The 17,567-nt window shown below is 42.9% G+C and carries 18 protein-coding genes; 6 read left to right on the top strand and 12 right to left on the bottom strand.

Going from position 1 to position 17,567, the window contains the following annotated elements:
• The first annotated feature begins 49 nt into the window (after nt 1-49).
• Nucleotides 50-901 (top strand): SDR family oxidoreductase, encoded by an 852-nt coding sequence (locus ACMXYW_RS07550; protein ID WP_415905767.1) that lies wholly within the window; start codon nt 50-52, stop codon nt 899-901.
• Nucleotides 902-987: 86 nt separating this feature from the next.
• Here the strand turns inward: ACMXYW_RS07550 and ACMXYW_RS07545 are convergent, their stop codons facing one another.
• From ACMXYW_RS07545 to ACMXYW_RS07500, 10 genes are all read right to left on the bottom strand, one after another.
• The gene (locus ACMXYW_RS07545) at nt 988-2,880 is read right to left on the bottom strand and encodes a propionyl-CoA synthetase (protein ID WP_415905766.1); all 1,893 of its coding nucleotides are present in this window, start codon (nt 2,878-2,880) and stop codon (nt 988-990) included.
• A gap of 399 nt (nt 2,881-3,279) precedes the next feature.
• Nucleotides 3,280-4,302 carry a UDP-N-acetylmuramate dehydrogenase gene (murB, locus tag ACMXYW_RS07540; RefSeq protein ID WP_415905765.1) on the bottom strand — a complete coding sequence of 341 codons (1,023 nt, stop codon included), beginning with the start codon at nt 4,300-4,302 and terminating at the stop codon, nt 3,280-3,282.
• A complete protein-coding gene (locus tag ACMXYW_RS07535) occupies nt 4,302-4,811 on the bottom strand; it encodes a low molecular weight protein-tyrosine-phosphatase (RefSeq protein ID WP_415905764.1) in 510 nt (169 codons plus the stop codon). The genes murB and ACMXYW_RS07535 overlap by 1 nt, the downstream gene beginning before the upstream one ends.
• Before the next feature lie 189 nt (nt 4,812-5,000).
• Nucleotides 5,001-5,813 carry an alpha/beta fold hydrolase gene (locus ACMXYW_RS07530; protein WP_415905763.1) on the bottom strand — a complete coding sequence of 271 codons (813 nt, stop codon included), beginning with the start codon at nt 5,811-5,813 and terminating at the stop codon, nt 5,001-5,003.
• Between the two features lie 331 nt (nt 5,814-6,144).
• Entirely contained in the window at nt 6,145-6,903 is a 759-nt protein-coding gene (gene kdsB, locus ACMXYW_RS07525) for a 3-deoxy-manno-octulosonate cytidylyltransferase (protein WP_415905762.1), read from the bottom strand.
• 3 nt (nt 6,904-6,906) lie between these two features.
• Nucleotides 6,907-7,092 (bottom strand): Trm112 family protein, encoded by a 186-nt coding sequence (locus ACMXYW_RS07520; RefSeq protein ID WP_415881398.1) that lies wholly within the window; start codon nt 7,090-7,092, stop codon nt 6,907-6,909.
• Nucleotides 7,085-8,098, bottom strand: a complete 1,014-nt coding sequence (gene lpxK, locus ACMXYW_RS07515; RefSeq protein ID WP_415905761.1) for a tetraacyldisaccharide 4'-kinase — start codon at nt 8,096-8,098, stop codon at nt 7,085-7,087. Before lpxK ends, ACMXYW_RS07520 begins: the two co-directional genes overlap by 8 nt.
• The gene (locus ACMXYW_RS07510) at nt 8,095-8,514 is read right to left on the bottom strand and encodes an ExbD/TolR family protein (protein ID WP_415894628.1); all 420 of its coding nucleotides are present in this window, start codon (nt 8,512-8,514) and stop codon (nt 8,095-8,097) included. The genes lpxK and ACMXYW_RS07510 overlap by 4 nt, the downstream gene beginning before the upstream one ends.
• An 8-nt stretch (nt 8,515-8,522) precedes the next feature.
• Entirely contained in the window at nt 8,523-9,143 is a 621-nt protein-coding gene (locus ACMXYW_RS07505; protein WP_415894261.1) for a MotA/TolQ/ExbB proton channel family protein, read from the bottom strand.
• A 40-nt stretch (nt 9,144-9,183) separates the two neighbouring features.
• Nucleotides 9,184-11,418 carry a DNA internalization-related competence protein ComEC/Rec2 gene (locus ACMXYW_RS07500; RefSeq protein WP_415905760.1) on the bottom strand — a complete coding sequence of 745 codons (2,235 nt, stop codon included), beginning with the start codon at nt 11,416-11,418 and terminating at the stop codon, nt 9,184-9,186.
• Between the two features lie 97 nt (nt 11,419-11,515).
• On the opposite strand from ACMXYW_RS07500, the gene ACMXYW_RS07495 reads away from it, so the two are divergent.
• Complete coding sequence (locus ACMXYW_RS07495) at nt 11,516-12,031, top strand: DUF2062 domain-containing protein (protein ID WP_415905759.1); 516 nt, start codon at nt 11,516-11,518, stop codon at nt 12,029-12,031.
• A gap of 36 nt (nt 12,032-12,067) precedes the next feature.
• On the opposite strand, the gene lolD is transcribed toward ACMXYW_RS07495, so the two are convergent.
• On the bottom strand, nt 12,068-12,757 hold the full coding sequence (gene lolD / locus ACMXYW_RS07490) for a lipoprotein-releasing ABC transporter ATP-binding protein LolD (RefSeq protein WP_415905758.1): 690 nt from the start codon (nt 12,755-12,757) through the stop codon (nt 12,068-12,070).
• Nucleotides 12,750-13,994: a lipoprotein-releasing ABC transporter permease subunit gene (locus ACMXYW_RS07485; protein WP_415898378.1), complete on the bottom strand. Its 1,245-nt coding sequence runs from the start codon at nt 13,992-13,994 to the stop codon at nt 12,750-12,752. Before ACMXYW_RS07485 ends, lolD begins: the two co-directional genes overlap by 8 nt.
• 214 nt (nt 13,995-14,208) lie before the next feature.
• On the opposite strand from ACMXYW_RS07485, the gene ACMXYW_RS07480 reads away from it, so the two are divergent.
• From ACMXYW_RS07480 to ACMXYW_RS07465, 4 genes are all read left to right on the top strand, one after another.
• Entirely contained in the window at nt 14,209-14,790 is a 582-nt protein-coding gene (locus ACMXYW_RS07480; protein WP_415898379.1) for a PilZ domain-containing protein, read from the top strand.
• Between the two features lie 3 nt (nt 14,791-14,793).
• Entirely contained in the window at nt 14,794-15,642 is an 849-nt protein-coding gene (locus tag ACMXYW_RS07475) for a hypothetical protein (RefSeq protein WP_415898380.1), read from the top strand.
• A complete protein-coding gene (locus ACMXYW_RS07470) occupies nt 15,639-15,959 on the top strand; it encodes a hypothetical protein (RefSeq protein WP_415894255.1) in 321 nt (106 codons plus the stop codon). The genes ACMXYW_RS07475 and ACMXYW_RS07470 overlap by 4 nt, the downstream gene beginning before the upstream one ends.
• 211 nt (nt 15,960-16,170) lie before the next feature.
• Nucleotides 16,171-17,460 (top strand): L,D-transpeptidase family protein, encoded by a 1,290-nt coding sequence (locus ACMXYW_RS07465; RefSeq protein WP_415905757.1) that lies wholly within the window; start codon nt 16,171-16,173, stop codon nt 17,458-17,460.
• Nucleotides 17,461-17,567 lie beyond the last annotated feature (107 nt).

The raw sequence follows: 17,567 nt of genomic DNA, 5'->3' as shown, positions 1-17,567 counted from the left end.
ACCAAGTTAAGATTAATTTCCAACTTTAACTACTTCCTAAGAGTCATCTATGCATTCCATACTCATTACTGGCTGCTCATCTGGTATTGGATACTACTGCGCCAAAGAGCTACACGATGCCGGCTTCAAAGTCTTTGCAACAGCCCGTAAACAAGAAGATGTCGAACGCTTAACTGCAGAGGGACTGAGAAGCATAAAGTTAGACCTAAATGACAGCAATTCTATCGACGAAGCACTTGAATGGGTTCTAAGTCAAACAGATGGAAAACTGGACGCCCTTTTTAATAACGGTGCTTATGGCCAACCCGGCGCAGTTGAAGACTTGAGCAGAGATACTTTACGCGAGCAATTCGAGACCAATTTATTTGGTACACACGAGCTAACCTGCAAAGTACTCAAGCTTATGCGCCAGCAAAACCATGGGCGCATAATTCAAAATAGCTCAGTACTAGGCATCATTACAATGCAGTATCGAGGCGCATACAATGCCTCCAAATTTGCATTAGAAGGCCTGACAGACACGCTAAGACAAGAATTAGATGGTAGCAACATTCATGTAAGCCTAATTGAACCAGGCCCAATTGAAAGCCAATTTAGAGCAAACGCATTCTCTGCTTTCAAGAAAAATATCGATAGGGAAACTAGCTTCCATAGAGACACCTATAATGCAGTGGAAGCTCGACTTGCAAAAACCAACAACGATTACAGCAAGGACCCTTTCACTCTCGGGCCTGAAGCTGTATACAAAGCGCTCTATCACGCATTGACCAGCTTAAAGCCTCGACCTCGCTATTATGTAACTACACCCACATGGCTCTTTGGCATTCTTAAGCGCTTGCTGCCAACCTGCGCTCTAGACTGGATTCTCAACAAAGTCTCTAAGTCAGAAACCAAACAATAATCCTAGAGGCCCTCCCCCCCCTAACAACAAAAAAGCCGTCTGATTATCAGACGGCTTTTTTAGATTCTTCCGCTATCTAATTCGATTTAGATACCAACCAGACCGTTTCTTTCCATTACCTCTTCCATGACAGACAAACTTGTCGGATCATCGATAGTTGATGGAACAGCATAGTCTTCACCAGCAGATATCTGACGCATCAATTTACGTAAAATCTTACCAGAACGAGTTTTTGGTAAACGATCAACGACTACTGCACGCTTAAAGCAAGCCACAGCACCTATCTCTTTACGTACCAGCGCAACCAACTCTGCCTCAAGATCTGCTTCGTCAATTTCTACGCCGTTTTTAAGTAACACAAAGCCAATTGGCTGCTGACCTTTTAGTGGGTCATTTACACCAATTACAGCACATTCCGCTACTGCTTGGTGGCCCGCTACGATCTCTTCCATCTCACCGGTAGACAGACGATGACCCGCAACGTTAATTACGTCATCTGTACGACCCATGATGAAAACATAACCATCTTCATCTTTGTAGCCGCCATCGCCAGAACAGTAGTAGCCCGGGTAATCAGATAGATAGCTTGAACGATAACGCTCAAAATCACCCCAAACAGTTGGGAAGCAACTCGGTGGCAATGGAAGCTTAACAGCAATAGAGCCCTGCTCTCCCGCTGGAAGCTCATTACCTTCAGCATCTAAAATCTGCACATTAAAGCCCGAAATTGGGACTGTTGCAGAGCCCGCTTTTGGTGGCAGCGTTTCAATACCCGTCATATTGCCACAGATAGCCCAACCTGTTTCAGTCTGCCACCAATGATCGATAACTGGCTTACCTGTCGTTTCCATAGTCCAGTGATAAGTCGGCGGATCAAGGCGCTCACCCGCCATAAATACTGACTGTAGATTTGAAAGGTCGTAGTTTTTAACCAGCTCACCTTCAGGGTCTTCTTTCTTAATCGCACGGAATGCAGTTGGAGCTGAGAAAAGTACTTTAGCTTTATACTCTTCACATACACGCCAGAATGCACCAGCATCTGGTGTGCGCACAGGCTTACCTTCGTAAACAATCGTTGAGCAACCAGCCAGTAGAGGCCCATAAACAATATAAGAGTGACCTACTACCCAACCGACATCTGAAGCAGCCCAGAATACATCTCCAGCTTCTACGTTGTAGATAGCTTTCATGGAATACTTCATGGCAACGGCATGACCGCCATTATCACGAACAACACCTTTAGGCTTACCTGTAGTGCCCGATGTATAAAGAATATAAAGCGGATCAGTACCTTTTACTGGTACGCATTCAGCAGGCTCCGCAGATGCCATTGCTTCATTCCAATCAAGATCTCGACCATCTACTAAAGAAGCTTCAACCTGCGGACGCTGAAGAATGACACATGCATCAGGCTTGTGAGCTGATTTTTCAATAGCCTGATCAAGCATTGGCTTATATTCGATTACTTTAGCAATCTCAATACCGCAAGAAGCAGAAACAATCACTTTAGGCTCTGCATCATCGATACGAACAGCCAGCTCTTGAGGTGCGAAGCCACCAAATACAACAGAATGAATGGCACCTAAACGCGCCACTGCAAGCATTGCAACAACAGCTTCAGGGATCATCGGCATATAGATAACTACACGATCTCCCTTTTCAACACCTTGAGATTTAAGTACACCTGCAAATTTAGCCACCTCATCTCTTAGCTCTAGGTAACTAATCTTTCGCTTCTGACCTGTAACCGGGGAATCGTAGATGATCGCTGTAGTATCAGCACGACCATTTTCCACATGGTAATCCAATGCAAGATAGGCAGTATTCATCTCGCCATCAGCAAACCAACGATCAATACCGTTCTCATCTTTCGATAGAATCTTTTCAGGTGCTTTAAACCATTTAAGATCTTGCGCCTTTTCTTTCCAAAACTCTTCTGGCGCCTCAATAGACTTAGAATATTCTGCTCTATAAGTCATGCACTCTGGCCTCTTTCCCATAAGTTAACGAATTGTAGACACTGAAAGCGATTTTTATGGTTTCTTGTTATTAGCTTCCTTCTACGAGGAATTATTTGTCGAAACACTATTTATTGTAGACACTTTCTCGAATGTGTAGACACACTTTAACTGAGAATATCTCTGTTTAATCTAATACAAAAGGCTGATACGCCTATTTATAAGCACAATCCAGATCAATAAAAACTTAAAGAAATCAGTAAATACGCGGTAAACAAGCAGGATTGTCGACAATCCTATTATTTTGCACTAAAACTAAAGAATAATGACGACATACATATCTGCAACCTAAACCTAAAGACATGCAAATAAAAAGGCGACCCAATGGGTCGCCTTTTTAGACATTCAAGCATACTCAAACTAACAAGGATATATTCGAGGCTCTATATGCAGATCTATATCATACTGCCGCTTCACTGAAGCTTTTATATCTGAAGCTAAGGTTAACAAACGATCGGCATCACCCTCCCCTAGATTGACCAACACTAGAGCTTGTTTATCGTATACACCAACCCCATCGCCTTTATGTCCCTTCCAGCCCAACTGATCAATCAGCCAGCCAGCTGCAACTTTATGATGCTCATCCCCATCTGGATACCCAACAATATTTGGGAACTTAGTCTTTAGCGTATCGAATTGCGCATTACTGATCACAGGGTTTTCAAAGAAACTACCGGCATTACCTATCACCGAAGGTACTGGAAGCTTAGAGCTGCGAATATCGCAAACGGCAGTGTACACATCTAAGGCTGTCGGCTGATCAATACCCTTGGCACTAAGAACATCAGCCAAACCACGGTACGCTAGTTGCGGAGTAAAAGTACTTGTTAAAGAAAACCTAACACTCCAGATAAGATAACGACCATGTTCTGCGGATTTAAAGATACTGTCCCGATATCCAAACTGACATTCTTCACGATCAATCTGAACCAGCTCTTTATTCTTGCGATCATAAGCCGTCAGACTGTGGAAGCAGTCTTTTAACTCAACCCCGTAAGCACCAATATTTTGTACAGGTGCCGCACCAACTGAACCTGGTATAAGCGCTAAGTTTTCCAGGCCATGCAGCCCCATCTCTAATAGACGACCAATAAATGAATGCCAGTTTTCACCAGCACCGACTTCGACTATTGCTTGATCACCATCATCAGCCAGCACCTTCACCCCTGTTATTCCAACAGAGATAACTGCACCAGGAATTCGATCACGTAACACTAGATTACTGCCACCACCTAAAACCAATAGAGGCCAGTTATTAGCTTCAACGTCACCTAACGCAGATTCTAATTCTTCAACGGTTTGGACTTGCGTGTAATGCTCAGCAATAGCTTTGAAGCCAAAACTATTATGCGCCGTAAGGTCAGCCTCTTTCTGCCAAGCCATTAACTTAATTCCTTCTTTATATGCTGTAGAAGACCGTCTGATGCTGATTCCACAAGATCCAGAACATGCTCGAAACCAGCTTCACCATCATAGTAAGGATCTGGAACATCAGCGGAGCTCATGCCTGCATAATCCAAAAACAAGCACAGCCTTCCTTGATAGTTAGTGGGAGATATAGCTTGCAGATCACGCAAGTTTTGAGTGTCCATAGCAAGAATATAATCAAACTGAGCGAAATCAGCGGTAACTGCCTGACGAGCCCTTAACGAGCTCAAGTCATAGCCGCGTCGTTTAGCTGCTTTTGCAGAACGAGAATCAGGTGGATTACCCACGTGATAAGCCGCTGTTCCAGCCGAATCGATCTGAATATCACCAGCCAAACCCTGCTCTAAAACTTTTGCCTGAAAAACGCCATGCGCGGTTGGTGAGCGACAAATATTCCCCAAACACACAAACAAAACGGAGACTTTTTTACCCATCGGCCTAACTAACTCCCACCAACTCATCATTTAAGGGCTTAATTTTTAGCAATTATCCCATTATTCCAAAATAGTTAAAGCAAAGAAGTGATAGAGGGGGCTAGAGAAAGTGGAATTACGACTAGCAAGCTAGCTTATTGGAAAGGTAGCGATACAAAAGCAACAAATGAAAGCCGCGCAAGCTGGAAATACCTGCGCGGCAGATGAGTTTAATAAAAACTACCTATTATTTGAAACAAAGCCATCTAGAACTTTTACCAAACCCTCAGGCTTAGTTAGCATAGGCATATGCCCCGTTTCCATGACCACCTCAACATCTGGTTTAATACTAGCGCCGATTTTTTGCTGAGAAGAAAGAGATATAATTTTGTCATGCTCAGTATAAACATATAACTTTTTCAATTTTGAAAAGGTTTCATTGGCATATTCAACTGTACCATCCGCGATAGCTGCAGGCTCATTAACCGCTAAAGCTAACACCTCTTCCTTAACTGAATCAGAGCTAGAAAACGTAAACACCCCAGCAAAAGCTTGAGGATCTTTTATCTTCAGCCAGCCCGACTTTTTATCGTACTCTACAGCGCTAAGGTAATTCTCATCGTCTTCTTTGCTCAATAATCCAAAAGGTTTTGCCCCTTTTAATGGCGCTACTGCGGCTATATAGACAAGCGATTGAATTTGATTTGTACCACAGAGAGATAGCGCATGATTCACAACCGCACCTCCTTGGCTATGAGCAACCAAAGAAACCGAACCTTTCACCTCACTAATAGCCTGGCACAAAGCCTTTGACGATACTGATAAAGTGACCTCTTTCGGATCTTGACTGTCATTTCGCCCAGGCAGATCTACAGCTAATGTTTTATAACCCTCGCTTTTAAGCGGCTCAATTACTTTTGCCCAAGACTCTCCTGTCAGATGCGCGCCATGCACAAACACCAACGTCGGCTTAGGTTCTTCAGAAACCTTACCCATTGAACATCCGGCTACTGATAAACAGGCAATCGATGCCATGACTAACTTCTTATACATGTGACTCTCCTAAATCATGAAAAAACCTTTCACTTTAGTGTCTGCAATAGCAACATTGGTGAATTCTAAATCAGCAAACACTAATGATTATCACTAACATTAATGCAATTCATAATACGGGTATTTATGAATTCGATCTATAAAGAATCACTTGATAGTTTGGATTTAGAAGAATGATAAAAGAGCTGTAAAGTTGCAGGAAATATAGAAGCGTTAACGCTGAGAAAGCGAACAATACGCCTCAAAAGATGGAAGAATTTATATGGAGACAAAACAGCCAAATACGAAGATGTTTCACTCCATACTTGGCTGTAACGTTTGATAAGAAAACCTAAAATAATCGACGAAGTCGTTCTAAATCTTCTGGAGTATCTACGCCCGCTGGCGGCTGTTCATCAGCTTCCGCCACATGAATTCGAGCACCATTCCACATTGCACGAAGTTGCTCAAGACACTCTGTCTCTTCTATCGGCGCTGGAGGCCACTTAACAAAATCGTTTAGCAGTTTGACACGGTATGCATAAATGCCGATATGTCTCTGCCATGCAAAACCTTCTGGCATCACATTCCGGTTCGCGTCTTCCGCAAAACTATTGCGAGGCCATGGAATTGGCGCACGACTAAAATAAAGCGCCATACCCCGAACATCACTAACCACTTTAACAACATTCGGATTGAGCAAACTTTCGATATCTGTGATTGGTTCGCTAAGCGTAGAAATACTAGCTTCAGGTTCAGCACGAAGGTTATGCGCAACCTGATTAATAATTCGAGCAGGCACTAACGGCTCATCACCTTGTACATTTACGACAATATCATCAGCGTAATAACCCAAGTCACTAACAACCTGCTGCAAGCGATCTGTACCAGAAGGATGGTCTGATGCAGTCATACAAACTTCAGCCCCAAATGACTGAGCTACATCAGCGATTCGCTGGTCGTCTGTGGCAATAAGAACACGATCCGCTTCACTTTCGCAGGCACGCTCGTAAACATGCTGCACCATTGGCTTACCGTTAAGATCAGCTAACGGCTTACCCGGAAAGCGAGTCGAGGCATAGCGGGCCGGTATAATGACAGAAAAGCCCATAACTTAATCCTGCTCACGCTCTTCTGCGGTTAGCTCACGCGCTTCAGTTTCAAGCAACACAGGGATATCGTCACGAATTGGATAAGCTAACCCACTCGCTTTAGAGAAAAGCTCATTAGTGCTCTCATTGTATTCCAAAGGCGTTTTGGCTACTGGGCATACCAGAATATCCAACAACTTCTTATCCATTTTGTGTTTTACCTTTTTTAGCTATAGCAATCTTTAATTTATATAGCAGCTGCTTATAAAAACTCTCTGGCAACTGCGCTTTAATTTGTAAATACCAACAGTGCGACTGAGCGAACTCAGTAACTTTGACCGCATCTTTCTCTGTCATGATCACTGGGTAGTCATCACCAAACTGAAAATCCTCAACAGTATAAAACGAATGATCGGGCTTAGCATGAGGAATAACAGTTACTTGAAGTTCTTGCTCAAGCGTATTAAAAAAACGCTGAGGATTACCAATCCCTGCAACAGCATGCATTTGTTTGCCGCGTAATGCATCCAATGCCAACTCTTCATCCGTTAAGCAGTTTACTATCGCTGCAGGCTGAAGGAACATCTCTTCTATTGTTGCTGCTTCAGCAATCCTATTCTGCAAGCGCCCATTACTGACAATAAGATCAACACTACAAAGCCGGTCGGGCTCCTCTCTTAGGGGGCCTGCAGGCATTAATGCCCTATTACCCAGGCCGCGTTCGCCATCAATAACAGCAATCTCAATATCTCGATCTAATCGGTAATGCTGTAATCCATCATCACTAATAATGAGATCACATTCGTAATTTTCTAGAAGGTATTTTGCGGCGTTAGGACGATTAGGATCGATAATAACGGGACATCGGCAACGCTGAGCCAACATAAAAGGCTCATCACCTGATAATTCTGGTGAATCTGCAGTAGTTACATCAAAAGGGAACTGTTTCGCCTTGGACTTATAGCCGCGACTGATGATGCCTGGCTTATATCCTTCTCGCTGTAATCTCTCGACCAAACTTATCGTTAGCGGAGTCTTACCTGTTCCGCCTACACTGATGTTTCCAACAATAATAACAGGTACAGGCGCTACCCATGCCTGCTGCAAATCAGCGTCTTTTTTTTTCTTAGCTAGAAACCTATAAAGGGAACTAAAGGGCTTTAAGACACAAGGAGCAGGCTTTTCAGAGTACCAACGCCCTTCTAACCAACTCATTGAGCGTCAGGCTCCTGAGTAGTGATACTCAATTTGCTAAACCCTAGCTGTCCAGAAACATTCATCGCTGTGACAACAGCTTGATGTGGAGTCTTAGCGTCAGCAGTGATAACCAATGGCATTTCGCGATCATCACCCGCTAACTCTTGTAAAGCGCGTCGAAGCGTCTTCGCCTGTGTGTTGACTAGAGCCTTACCATTTACGCTGTAATGCCCTTCATCAGTAATCAAGATCTCTAGAACTTCGATCTCTTTGACGACTGATTCGCCAGAAGCCTCTGGTAGATCAACGTCAAGATGCGTTTCTTTAGTGAAGGTAGTTGAAACCATAAAAAAGATTAATAGCAAAAACACCACATCAATTAATGGTGTTAAATTGACATTAACCTCTTCAACCCGTTGGCGGGGGAATTTCATGCGCTTACCTACTCGACGTCGATGTCACGCTCACCGTGCATCACTTCAATAAGTTTTACCGTTTCTTGCTCCATAGTAATAACCAAGGAATCAATTCGGCGTTGAAAATAGCGATGAAATATAAGCGCAGGAATTGCGATCGTTAAACCTGCCGCTGTAGTAATCAGTGCTTCTGAGATTCCGCCAGCAAGAAGGCTGGTATTACCTGTACCGTGGATCATGATCTCAGTAAAAACCTTAATCATACCGATCACCGTACCTAACAATCCGAGTAAAGGCGTAATGGCAGCAATAGTTCCAAGCGGGTTTAGAAAACGCTCTAAATCGTGTACAACTTGGCCAGCAGCTTCTTGAATACTTTCTTTCATAATCTCTCGACCATGAGAGGCATTATTCAAACCAGCCACCAAAATCTGACCTAGAGGACTACTACGCTTTAAATCTTTTAGCCTTTCTGCCGTGATATTGCGCTGCTTTATTAAGGTCCAAACTTCTGCCAATAGACCTGGAGGTGCCACTCGATCTGCACGCAAAGTCCAAAAACGCTCTAAACAGATTGCTAACGCTATAACCGAGCAGATAACGATTGGAATCATTATCCAACCACCAGATTGTAAAAGCTCAAACACAGTAATTTCTCCTTTGACTGCGCGTACTCTATCACAGAGATTAAAACGATCTCCAGAATCGTTTTTCATCCTCTCTCATTGTTATTGTTTTACACCCTTCATGGGCATCAGCAATTAGCATAATGGCACCATCTTTGGCAGTCTCATAGGTTTTCACCCCTCTATCGACAAATCTCTGCACAACATCAGGATGAGGATGCCCAAAAGCGTTCGCATAACCAGAACTAAAGATGATATTTGAAGGCTTAATTGAGTTGATAAATGCAGACGATGAAGAGGTTTTACTTCCATGGTGCGAAGCGACTAACCAATCAATACTTGGCGCAACTTTAGGGATTAGTTCAAGTTCTTTTTGAGCACCTATATCCCCTGGTAATAACAACCGACAATTCGGCGACTCTATCATTAATACACAGGAACGATCGTTTTCATTCGCACCTTCCGCTCCTGCAAGAAATGTAAACTTAACCCCATTCACCTGCCAACCACGGCTTGCGGTGCAAGCCTCTGCATTCTTATATCGATAAGATGTTGTTACCCTATCCACCTTGATGGAATCAAATACAGCTGCAGCGCCTCCTGCATGGTCATTATCACTGTGACTTAGAATAAGATGATCGATTGAATCAATATTTGCCTTCTCAAAATCTGGCAAAACCGCCCTTTCATATGCAGTTCCACCAGAGCGATAAGATGGCCCAGTATCATAAAGTAATTGATACTCCCCGACCTGTACTCTAACAGCTAAGCCTTGCCCTACATCGTAAACCCAAACCCTAAAATCAGAGTCGTCCTTATACTTAGAACTCGAACCGACAATTGCAGGCAACAACAGCAGCAATACCAACGATGAAGGCAACGACAATCTCAGCAACAACAAACATGATGCAACCAGCACCACTAAAAACAAAACAACAACGTTCGGGGCATCTAACTGCCAATAACCTATTTCAATCTTTTGGTTCAACTCGACCGACCACCAAAACAGATCTGACATACCATTCAGTAATGGAATTAGCATATCTATACCGATAGAAGTAAGCCCAAGATGCAGGAATAAGAATGGAACAAGCACTGAAAAAAACGGTATAGCGATCAGATTAAAAAATGGTGCTATCACCGACACACCTGAAAAGTAAAACAGGTAGATAGGCAGCATACCTATCATCAACATAAACTGAAGGTTCAAGGCCATTCGCCATCCACGCGAAAATTGAGATATCCAAATAAGCAAAGCAACAGCCAAAAAAGATAGCCAGAACCCTATCTCAAAAAAAGACAGAGGATTGAAAAAAAGAACCACGACAAAAGCTATCCACCATCTTGTCCAATGATCCAGATAAAACATTCTGCTACCAGTGAACAATAAGACCAGCAACATAATAAAAGCGCGTTGTGCAGGTATACCCACGCCTGATATCAATAGATAAAAACCCGCTAAGATTAATGCGCCGAAATAGGGGAATTGGTGCTGAAAGCTGATGCCATAAAACACAACACCAGCCAGCCTTCCGAACCACCAGCCGCAGAATGCCATAAAGCCAATGTGTAACCCACTAATCACCGCTAGATGTACAACACCACTATGTTTCAACAGATTCCAATCATGAGCTTCCAGCATCGATTTAGTTCCCGTCGTTAATGCTTGAAACATAGCTATCGTCTGCTGGGTTTCAAATTGGGTTTGTATGGATTCATTAATCCATATTCGAGCAAGACTGACCCAACTATTAGCTTCTGAAAGAACATCAACTTGACCACGGACGTAGCCAGTTGCATCAATGCCTCTAGCTAACAACCAACGCTCATAATCGAAGCCAGCAGGATTAACTAGACCATGTGGAGGTTTGAGCCTAGCGGTTAACTCAACACGATCACCCAGCGAAAGTGTTAAATCAGGGTTATACCAAGCAAGGCTAAGTCGATTAACCTCTAAATTTTCATCAGTACTTGTCCCTTGTACCGCTTGAATCTCGTCGACATCTACTAAAAACCTTACAACGCCCTGTTGATATCTAGGTATATCGGTTATGACGCCCTGTAATTTCCAGTCTGTGCGTTTAAGAGATTCCGGTAAACGTTGATCAAGCTGGACAACACCCCACAGATTCACATAGAGAAAACTGAGGAGGAAAAAACTCAAGTGAGATGATCTGATACACGGAGCTAAAATCAGCAGAGGTGCTATAACTGTCACAATAGCGATTGAAAATGTTACTGGTAGTAATTGCGGCTGCAATAGTGCTACCGCAAAACCAACAGCAATAGTGATCATCCTTGATCTCATGCTTTAGTTTCCTTGGCTTAACTGAACGTAAGGGGCATAATAAGCCTTCATCCCGTTTGCTAGCCCATAATAAGTAAATAAGAAGATGCCGCGCAAACTTATAAAAAAATACATGCCCAATGAAGATAAGCTAAAGCAGCACAAACATCTTAGCTGGCTTGGCAGTCACATCCACGAACCAAACCTTTGGCACCTTAATAGAAAATCAGTTTCACGTGCCTTTTTAGTGGGTTTGTTTTGCGCTTTTTTGCCGATCCCTATGCAAATGATAGTGGCTGCAATTCTTGCGGTAATGATCCGAAGCAATCTTCCAATTTCTGTTGGCTTGGTTTGGATTACCAACCCATTAACTATGCCGCCAATATTTTATTTCACATATCTAGTTGGAGATTTCCTTATTGGAGATCCTAACCAACAGATCGATTTCGAGATGAGCATGGATTTCATCCAAAACAGCTTATCCTTGGTTTGGTGGCCCCTACTGTTTGGTTCGGTAATCTGCGGGATTGTATTCGGTATACTCGGCTATCTAACAGTCCAAGGCTTCTGGGCTTGGCATGTCGGTAAAAGCTGGAAAGACAGAGCTAAACGCACAAAATAACCAGAATAGAGAACAATAAAAAAGGGTGACGTTATGTCACCCTTTTTCAATTAGCTTACCATCGATTAACTCTAATACCCTACCCGTTTTACGGGCTAACTCAGGATCATGTGTTACCAGCGCAAAAGCTATATCATATTCTTGATTAAGATTATCGATTAGCTCCTGAACACTTTCAGCTGTTGTTCGATCTAGATTACCCGTAGGCTCATCCATCAGCACAACTGCTGGCTTCCCGATCAGCGCTCGCGCTATTGCCACACGCTGCCTTTCACCACCACTTAATTGTGCAGGCTTATGATGCAATCGCTCGCCTAACCCTACCGACTCAAGCACAGCTTGCGCTTGCTCTTTTACCTCAGTAATGGATTGATCTCTCATCAGCAAAGGCATAGAGGCATTTTCCAATGCACTAAATTCCGGAAGAAGATGATGAAACTGGTATACAAAACCCAAGGTTTCATTCCTTACTTGCGCACGCTTAGCTTCGGAACCTGCATGTAGATCATGACCGTTAATGATCACATTGCCCTGCGTAGGCTTATCCAAACCGCCAAGGATATTAAGCAACGTACTTTTACCTGAACCTGATGAGCCTATAATGGCTAGCTGTTCACCTTTATGAAGAGCAAAGTCTAAATCCTTTAGGACTTCAACATCTCGACCAGCATCGCTGTAGCATTTAGAAACCCCTGCCGCCTGCAATACAATTTCTTGATTACTCATATCGTAGCGCCTCAGCAGGATCTGTTTTGGATGCTCTCCAAGCAGGGTAAATCGTTGCAAGGAAACTAATCATGAGTGCCGTGCCTGTAATGATACCTACGTCAGGCCATTGCAAATCAGAAGGGAATTGACTGATAAAGTAGACATTCGGATCTAAGAACTGAATCGCAAAAGTTGATTCGACCCAACCAATGATATCAGCAACATTCAGCGCTAACGTAACACCTAAAACTGTACCCATTAGGGTTCCTAAAATACCGATCACCGTGCCTTGCACCATAAAGATACGCATAATTCTTCCAGGTGTAGCACCTAAGGTTCTAAGTATGGCCACATCAGCTTTTTTGTCTGTAACGACCATAACGAGGGTGGAAACAATATTGAAAGCTGCTACAAGCACAATTAAGAATAACAAAAGACCAATCATGCGTTTCTCTAGCTGAATCGCTTGAAATAGATTCCCGTGTGTACGTGTCCAATCGTTGGTTCGGTAGTAACCTTGAAGGCCCGCTGCAATTTCTCTGACAGCTTTTGGAGCATCAAATAAATCATCAAATTTAAGGCGAATACCATCAACCCCTTCGCCCAATCGCTTAATTTTTGCAGCATCTTTAATATGGATATAAGCCAAATTTGCATCTAACTCAGCACCCACTTCGAAAATCCCAACCACAGTAAATCGTTTTAACCTTGGAACTACCCCCGCAACACTGACAGATGCTTCCGGCAAAACCAAGGTAACTTTATCGCCGACCTTAACGCCTAAGTAGCGAGCTAAAAGATTACCTAAAACGATCCCAAATCGTTGCTGATTTAAAACATCAAGCGTGCCTGATTGGATATGGTCGCCAAGAATTGAAACGTCAGCCTCTTCAGCTGGATCGATGCCATTGATAAGCGCTCCACGAACAACACCACGGCTGGTCAACATCCCTTGCGCTTGAATGAAGGGTGCAGCAGCAATCACACGAGGGTTTCGCTCCAACGATTCCACCAGCACAGGCCAATCTTCAATAGATTTGCCATAACCACTGATTGATGCATGCGGGACCATACCGAGAATGCGCTGTTTCAACTCTCGATCGAAGCCATTCATTACAGAAAGGACAATAATTAATGCAGCCACACCTAACATCAGCCCCAACATCGAGGCTAAAGAGATAAAGGAGATGAAATGGTTATTGCGTTTAGCTGCCGTATAACGCAATCCAATAAATATAGATAAGGGCTTAAACATGTGGCGATTAAACCACATAAGATCAAGCGTGTAAAAATGATATCAAACTGAACTTTTATAATAACAACAAGTCTTAACTTACTGTTAATAAAACAATAGTTTCTTTTTAGACCTTACATTTTGAACAACTAAAATAATTCAATCATAGGTGCTTTTGTACGCGTTTATTCATATACTCCAAGCTATCTATGCAATATCACTTTGAGGGCAAGACATGCAGGAACAAGAACGCCGTCAGTATTTCCGTATTGACCAACACGTTTCTTTAGAACTGAAGATCATTTCAGAATCTGAGATTTCAGATCATCCCAGCCCTACTCAGTTCGATGTTTCGCCAAACTTTTTGCTGCTTAGCCAACTTCAAGAGCTTGATAGTGACAGCAGCCACCTATTACGCAAAGTGGCTGAAAAAGATAGCAATGTAGCAACCTTGCTAACAGTAATGCACAACAAGATTGAACGCATCGCCCAAGCAATCGCCTCAACAGAGATGACTGTGGGTCAAAGCGCTATCCAAGAAGTCAATCTATCAGAAGGTGGATTGCAATTCCGACACTGCGAAGCCATTGCAAAAGATGCATTCTTGTCTATCAAACTCGTATTCCCAGACTCATGCATTGGTCTTTTGCTCTATGCGCAATGCCTAAGAAGTGATTCCATGGGAGATGGTAGCCACCTAACCAGCGTCGAGTTCATCAAAATGCCTGAAAACTGCCGTATGATTTTGGCTCGACAGATTTTCGAAAGCCAAGCGAAACTGCGTAAACAACAAGTTGAAGAACCACAAGAAGCTTAAGTAATGAGCAAAGGGATCATTGCACTCACACAAGCTTTTGATCGATTAAACCAAGCCCAAAAATCACTAAGCACTCAGCTGCAGCAAAATGACTGTAGATATTGGTTGCTTAGTGATGATCAACAGGGATCTACATTAACAGGCGCTATAAACACCATCACCAATATATGGCATTCAGCCGGTGGTGATGGCCGGCGCACTGAAAACTTATACGGCCTCATTGGCGTACCTTCCCATATCATTCCGCTGATCCACCAGCTCAATACTCATAAGCAAAATTTTCAAACTAGCGTGAGACAATTTCGTGAAGCTCACGGGGACCCAAACCCAATTATCTACAAACGCGCCGAAGAACTTAATTTAGCACTTCAGCAACAAGGCATGGCGCGCGTAAATTTAAAACAGTGTTACCGCCAAATACCTCTACTTGAAAAGCGTCCAAACAAAGTAACCTTTAGCTGGTACAGTAGTGGCAGAAGCTTAAAGAAAGTTTCGATTAAAGAAGCTGAGCAACGTCTGCTAGCTATGGATACTAATCAATTGCATATCCAGCTTCAGCTTCAAGCACTAAGCAAAATCCCAAGCAATGAAGTGCTAGTACAGTTACAAAATCAAGTTCCAGTGATGCGAGCAAATATCGTTTGGAAAGATAAAGACAAACTCATAAGAAAAGCTCGTAACTGCCCGCTTCCTTTATTTTTCCCTTTAGATGCAGAAGAGGCTTTTCCGGAATATAATACCCCCTCCTTTACACCCCCCGATCAACGCAAACGGCAGCTTCGGAGTGATGTAATTATCGACCCCGAACCTTATTTGCCGAGCTTGCGTATACACCGCTACAAGAAAACATGACAGAAGAAAAATCGAACAAAAATACTAAACTCCACCATTTAGCAGCTGGCATTGGTTTCGCAGGCTTAATTTTGTGGTATTACGCAGGCTATAAACTAGGTTTTCTTGACTGGGCCATTCAGCAAGTTCCGCCCAAATATGCAGGCGCAGGCATGATGGTTGGCGTCATGGTGTTGATGACACCTGGCTTTTTCATTTGGTCGCGTTATAACCGCTGGATTGAAAAGCGTTTAGAAATTACAGGTCAGTACTATGAAGATGAGTACTACAAAAACGACGAAGCCTTAAAGGAACAACGTAAAAACAAAAAGAAGTAATATCCACCCCTCGCTTCGAAGACACTCAGAATTATGCACCCAACTGAGTGCTCTTCAGCCTTAATTCAGGCTATATCGACTATCCTCCCCCTTGAAAAACCTTCACGTTCTCAACTTGAAGATTATCTAATCTGGGCCTGTAATTAAAAAACCCCCTTCATTTTGTCGCTGACGGATGCGGCAGGATAGACATAGAAGCAGGAGGCTAGTTATGCAGTATTTACTTGCTTTAGTAATGGTCTTGCTTGGCTCCTATGCCTCGCTATGTCAAAGTATGGAATTAGCTGCAACATCTCCGCTAAAGGCAGCAAAGCTAAATTCCGTTCCAGAAACTTCAGCTGACTTATTAAAACCTCTATCTAACGCCAAGGATGTAAAGCATCTTACAAGCGACATAAGCCAAATCGAAATCTTACAAAAAGAATATGAGAAATACCTCGCTCTAGCAGATACTCAGCAATGGAAAACCATTCCAAGAGGGCCATTACTAAGATTTGGCGACACCCACCCACATGTACCGATGATTCGTGAAAAGCTCATTACACTAGGTGATCTTTCATCAGCAAACTGTTCATCCATTTCAGACCCACTTTTTGACATAGAGATGCATGAAGCATTGGAAAGATTCCAGAAAAGGCACGGCGCCAAAATTGATGGTATCGCAGGCCCTGAAACAAGACGTACTCTAAATGTTTCTCTTCATAAAAGAGCGGATCAGTTATACGTAAATATTCTTCGACTGCAGCAGTTCCAACCAAACACTGATCGCTACATTCAAGTCAATGTGCCTGACTTTAGACTACACCTGATTGAGCAAGGCAAATCAATCCTAAGCATGAAGACCATCGTGGGTAAGAAAAAAAGGAAAACCCCAATATTCCAAACAGAAGTTAACCGTATTGTAATCAACCCCTCTTGGCACGTGCCTAAGAGTATCGCCTATAAAGATATCGTGCCTGAACTTCAGAAAGACCCAAGTTTTCTAAAGAAAGCGAGACTGAACCTAGTCACTGGCTGGGGCAATAACAAACGCTTTATCGCTGCTGAAGATATCGATTACGACAAACTATATAAAGGTGAAAACTATCAACGCTTTTGGGAAGCGCCAAGTTCATCGAACACGCTTGGTAGTGTGAAATTCCTGACCTCCGGCCCTTATTCAGTCTATCTCCACGACACTTCAGCTAAACGCCTTTTTAATGAATCTAAGCGCGCTTTTAGTTCAGGATGCATTCGAGTTGAGCAACCACGCCAACTTGCAGATCAACTTATACGGATGACACAAGGTTGGAATAGCAGCAAACTAGATCCATTATTTGAACAAGAGAAAACTAAACACATACGTTTGTTAGACCCGATCCCATTACATGTAACTTATTGGACTGCGTTTATCGATCAGGACGGTGATTTAAACTTCCGTCACGACCTATATAAACGTGATAGATATGACCTAACACGACTAAAAGAAGCACTCCTAAGCACAGATGCACGTCAAAATTAATCAAGTTGCTCATAATATACTCAAGAATAATTCATGCAGATAACTGGTCAATTTATATACAAACAAATATTTGATCGGGCATAATCATTTCTTTTTCAGATGTATTG

It is taken from the genome of Neptuniibacter sp. QD48_55, assembly GCF_047778115.1.
In the GTDB taxonomy this organism is placed as follows: Bacteria; Pseudomonadota; Gammaproteobacteria; order Pseudomonadales; family Balneatricaceae; genus Neptuniibacter.
This window is presented reverse-complemented; position numbering and strand designations above follow the sequence as displayed.

Coding starts and splice junctions, on each gene's coding strand:
- ACMXYW_RS07550 (WP_415905767.1), top strand. CDS start 50: ATGCATTCCATACTCATTACTGGCTGCTCATCTGGTATTGGATACTAC.
- ACMXYW_RS07545 (WP_415905766.1), bottom strand. CDS start 2,880: ATGACTTATAGAGCAGAATATTCTAAGTCTATTGAGGCGCCAGAAGAG.
- murB (WP_415905765.1), bottom strand. CDS start 4,302: ATGGCTTGGCAGAAAGAGGCTGACCTTACGGCGCATAATAGTTTTGGC.
- ACMXYW_RS07535 (WP_415905764.1), bottom strand. CDS start 4,811: ATGATGAGTTGGTGGGAGTTAGTTAGGCCGATGGGTAAAAAAGTCTCC.
- ACMXYW_RS07530 (WP_415905763.1), bottom strand. CDS start 5,813: ATGTATAAGAAGTTAGTCATGGCATCGATTGCCTGTTTATCAGTAGCC.
- kdsB (WP_415905762.1), bottom strand. CDS start 6,903: ATGGGCTTTTCTGTCATTATACCGGCCCGCTATGCCTCGACTCGCTTT.
- ACMXYW_RS07520 (WP_415881398.1), bottom strand. CDS start 7,092: ATGGATAAGAAGTTGTTGGATATTCTGGTATGCCCAGTAGCCAAAACG.
- lpxK (WP_415905761.1), bottom strand. CDS start 8,098: ATGAGTTGGTTAGAAGGGCGTTGGTACTCTGAAAAGCCTGCTCCTTGT.
- ACMXYW_RS07510 (WP_415894628.1), bottom strand. CDS start 8,514: ATGAAATTCCCCCGCCAACGGGTTGAAGAGGTTAATGTCAATTTAACA.
- ACMXYW_RS07500 (WP_415905760.1), bottom strand. CDS start 11,418: ATGATCACTATTGCTGTTGGTTTTGCGGTAGCACTATTGCAGCCGCAA.
- ACMXYW_RS07495 (WP_415905759.1), top strand. CDS start 11,516: ATGCCGCGCAAACTTATAAAAAAATACATGCCCAATGAAGATAAGCTA.
- lolD (WP_415905758.1), bottom strand. CDS start 12,757: ATGAGTAATCAAGAAATTGTATTGCAGGCGGCAGGGGTTTCTAAATGC.
- ACMXYW_RS07485 (WP_415898378.1), bottom strand. CDS start 13,994: ATGTTTAAGCCCTTATCTATATTTATTGGATTGCGTTATACGGCAGCT.
- ACMXYW_RS07480 (WP_415898379.1), top strand. CDS start 14,209: ATGCAGGAACAAGAACGCCGTCAGTATTTCCGTATTGACCAACACGTT.
- ACMXYW_RS07475 (WP_415898380.1), top strand. CDS start 14,794: ATGAGCAAAGGGATCATTGCACTCACACAAGCTTTTGATCGATTAAAC.
- ACMXYW_RS07470 (WP_415894255.1), top strand. CDS start 15,639: ATGACAGAAGAAAAATCGAACAAAAATACTAAACTCCACCATTTAGCA.
- ACMXYW_RS07465 (WP_415905757.1), top strand. CDS start 16,171: ATGCAGTATTTACTTGCTTTAGTAATGGTCTTGCTTGGCTCCTATGCC.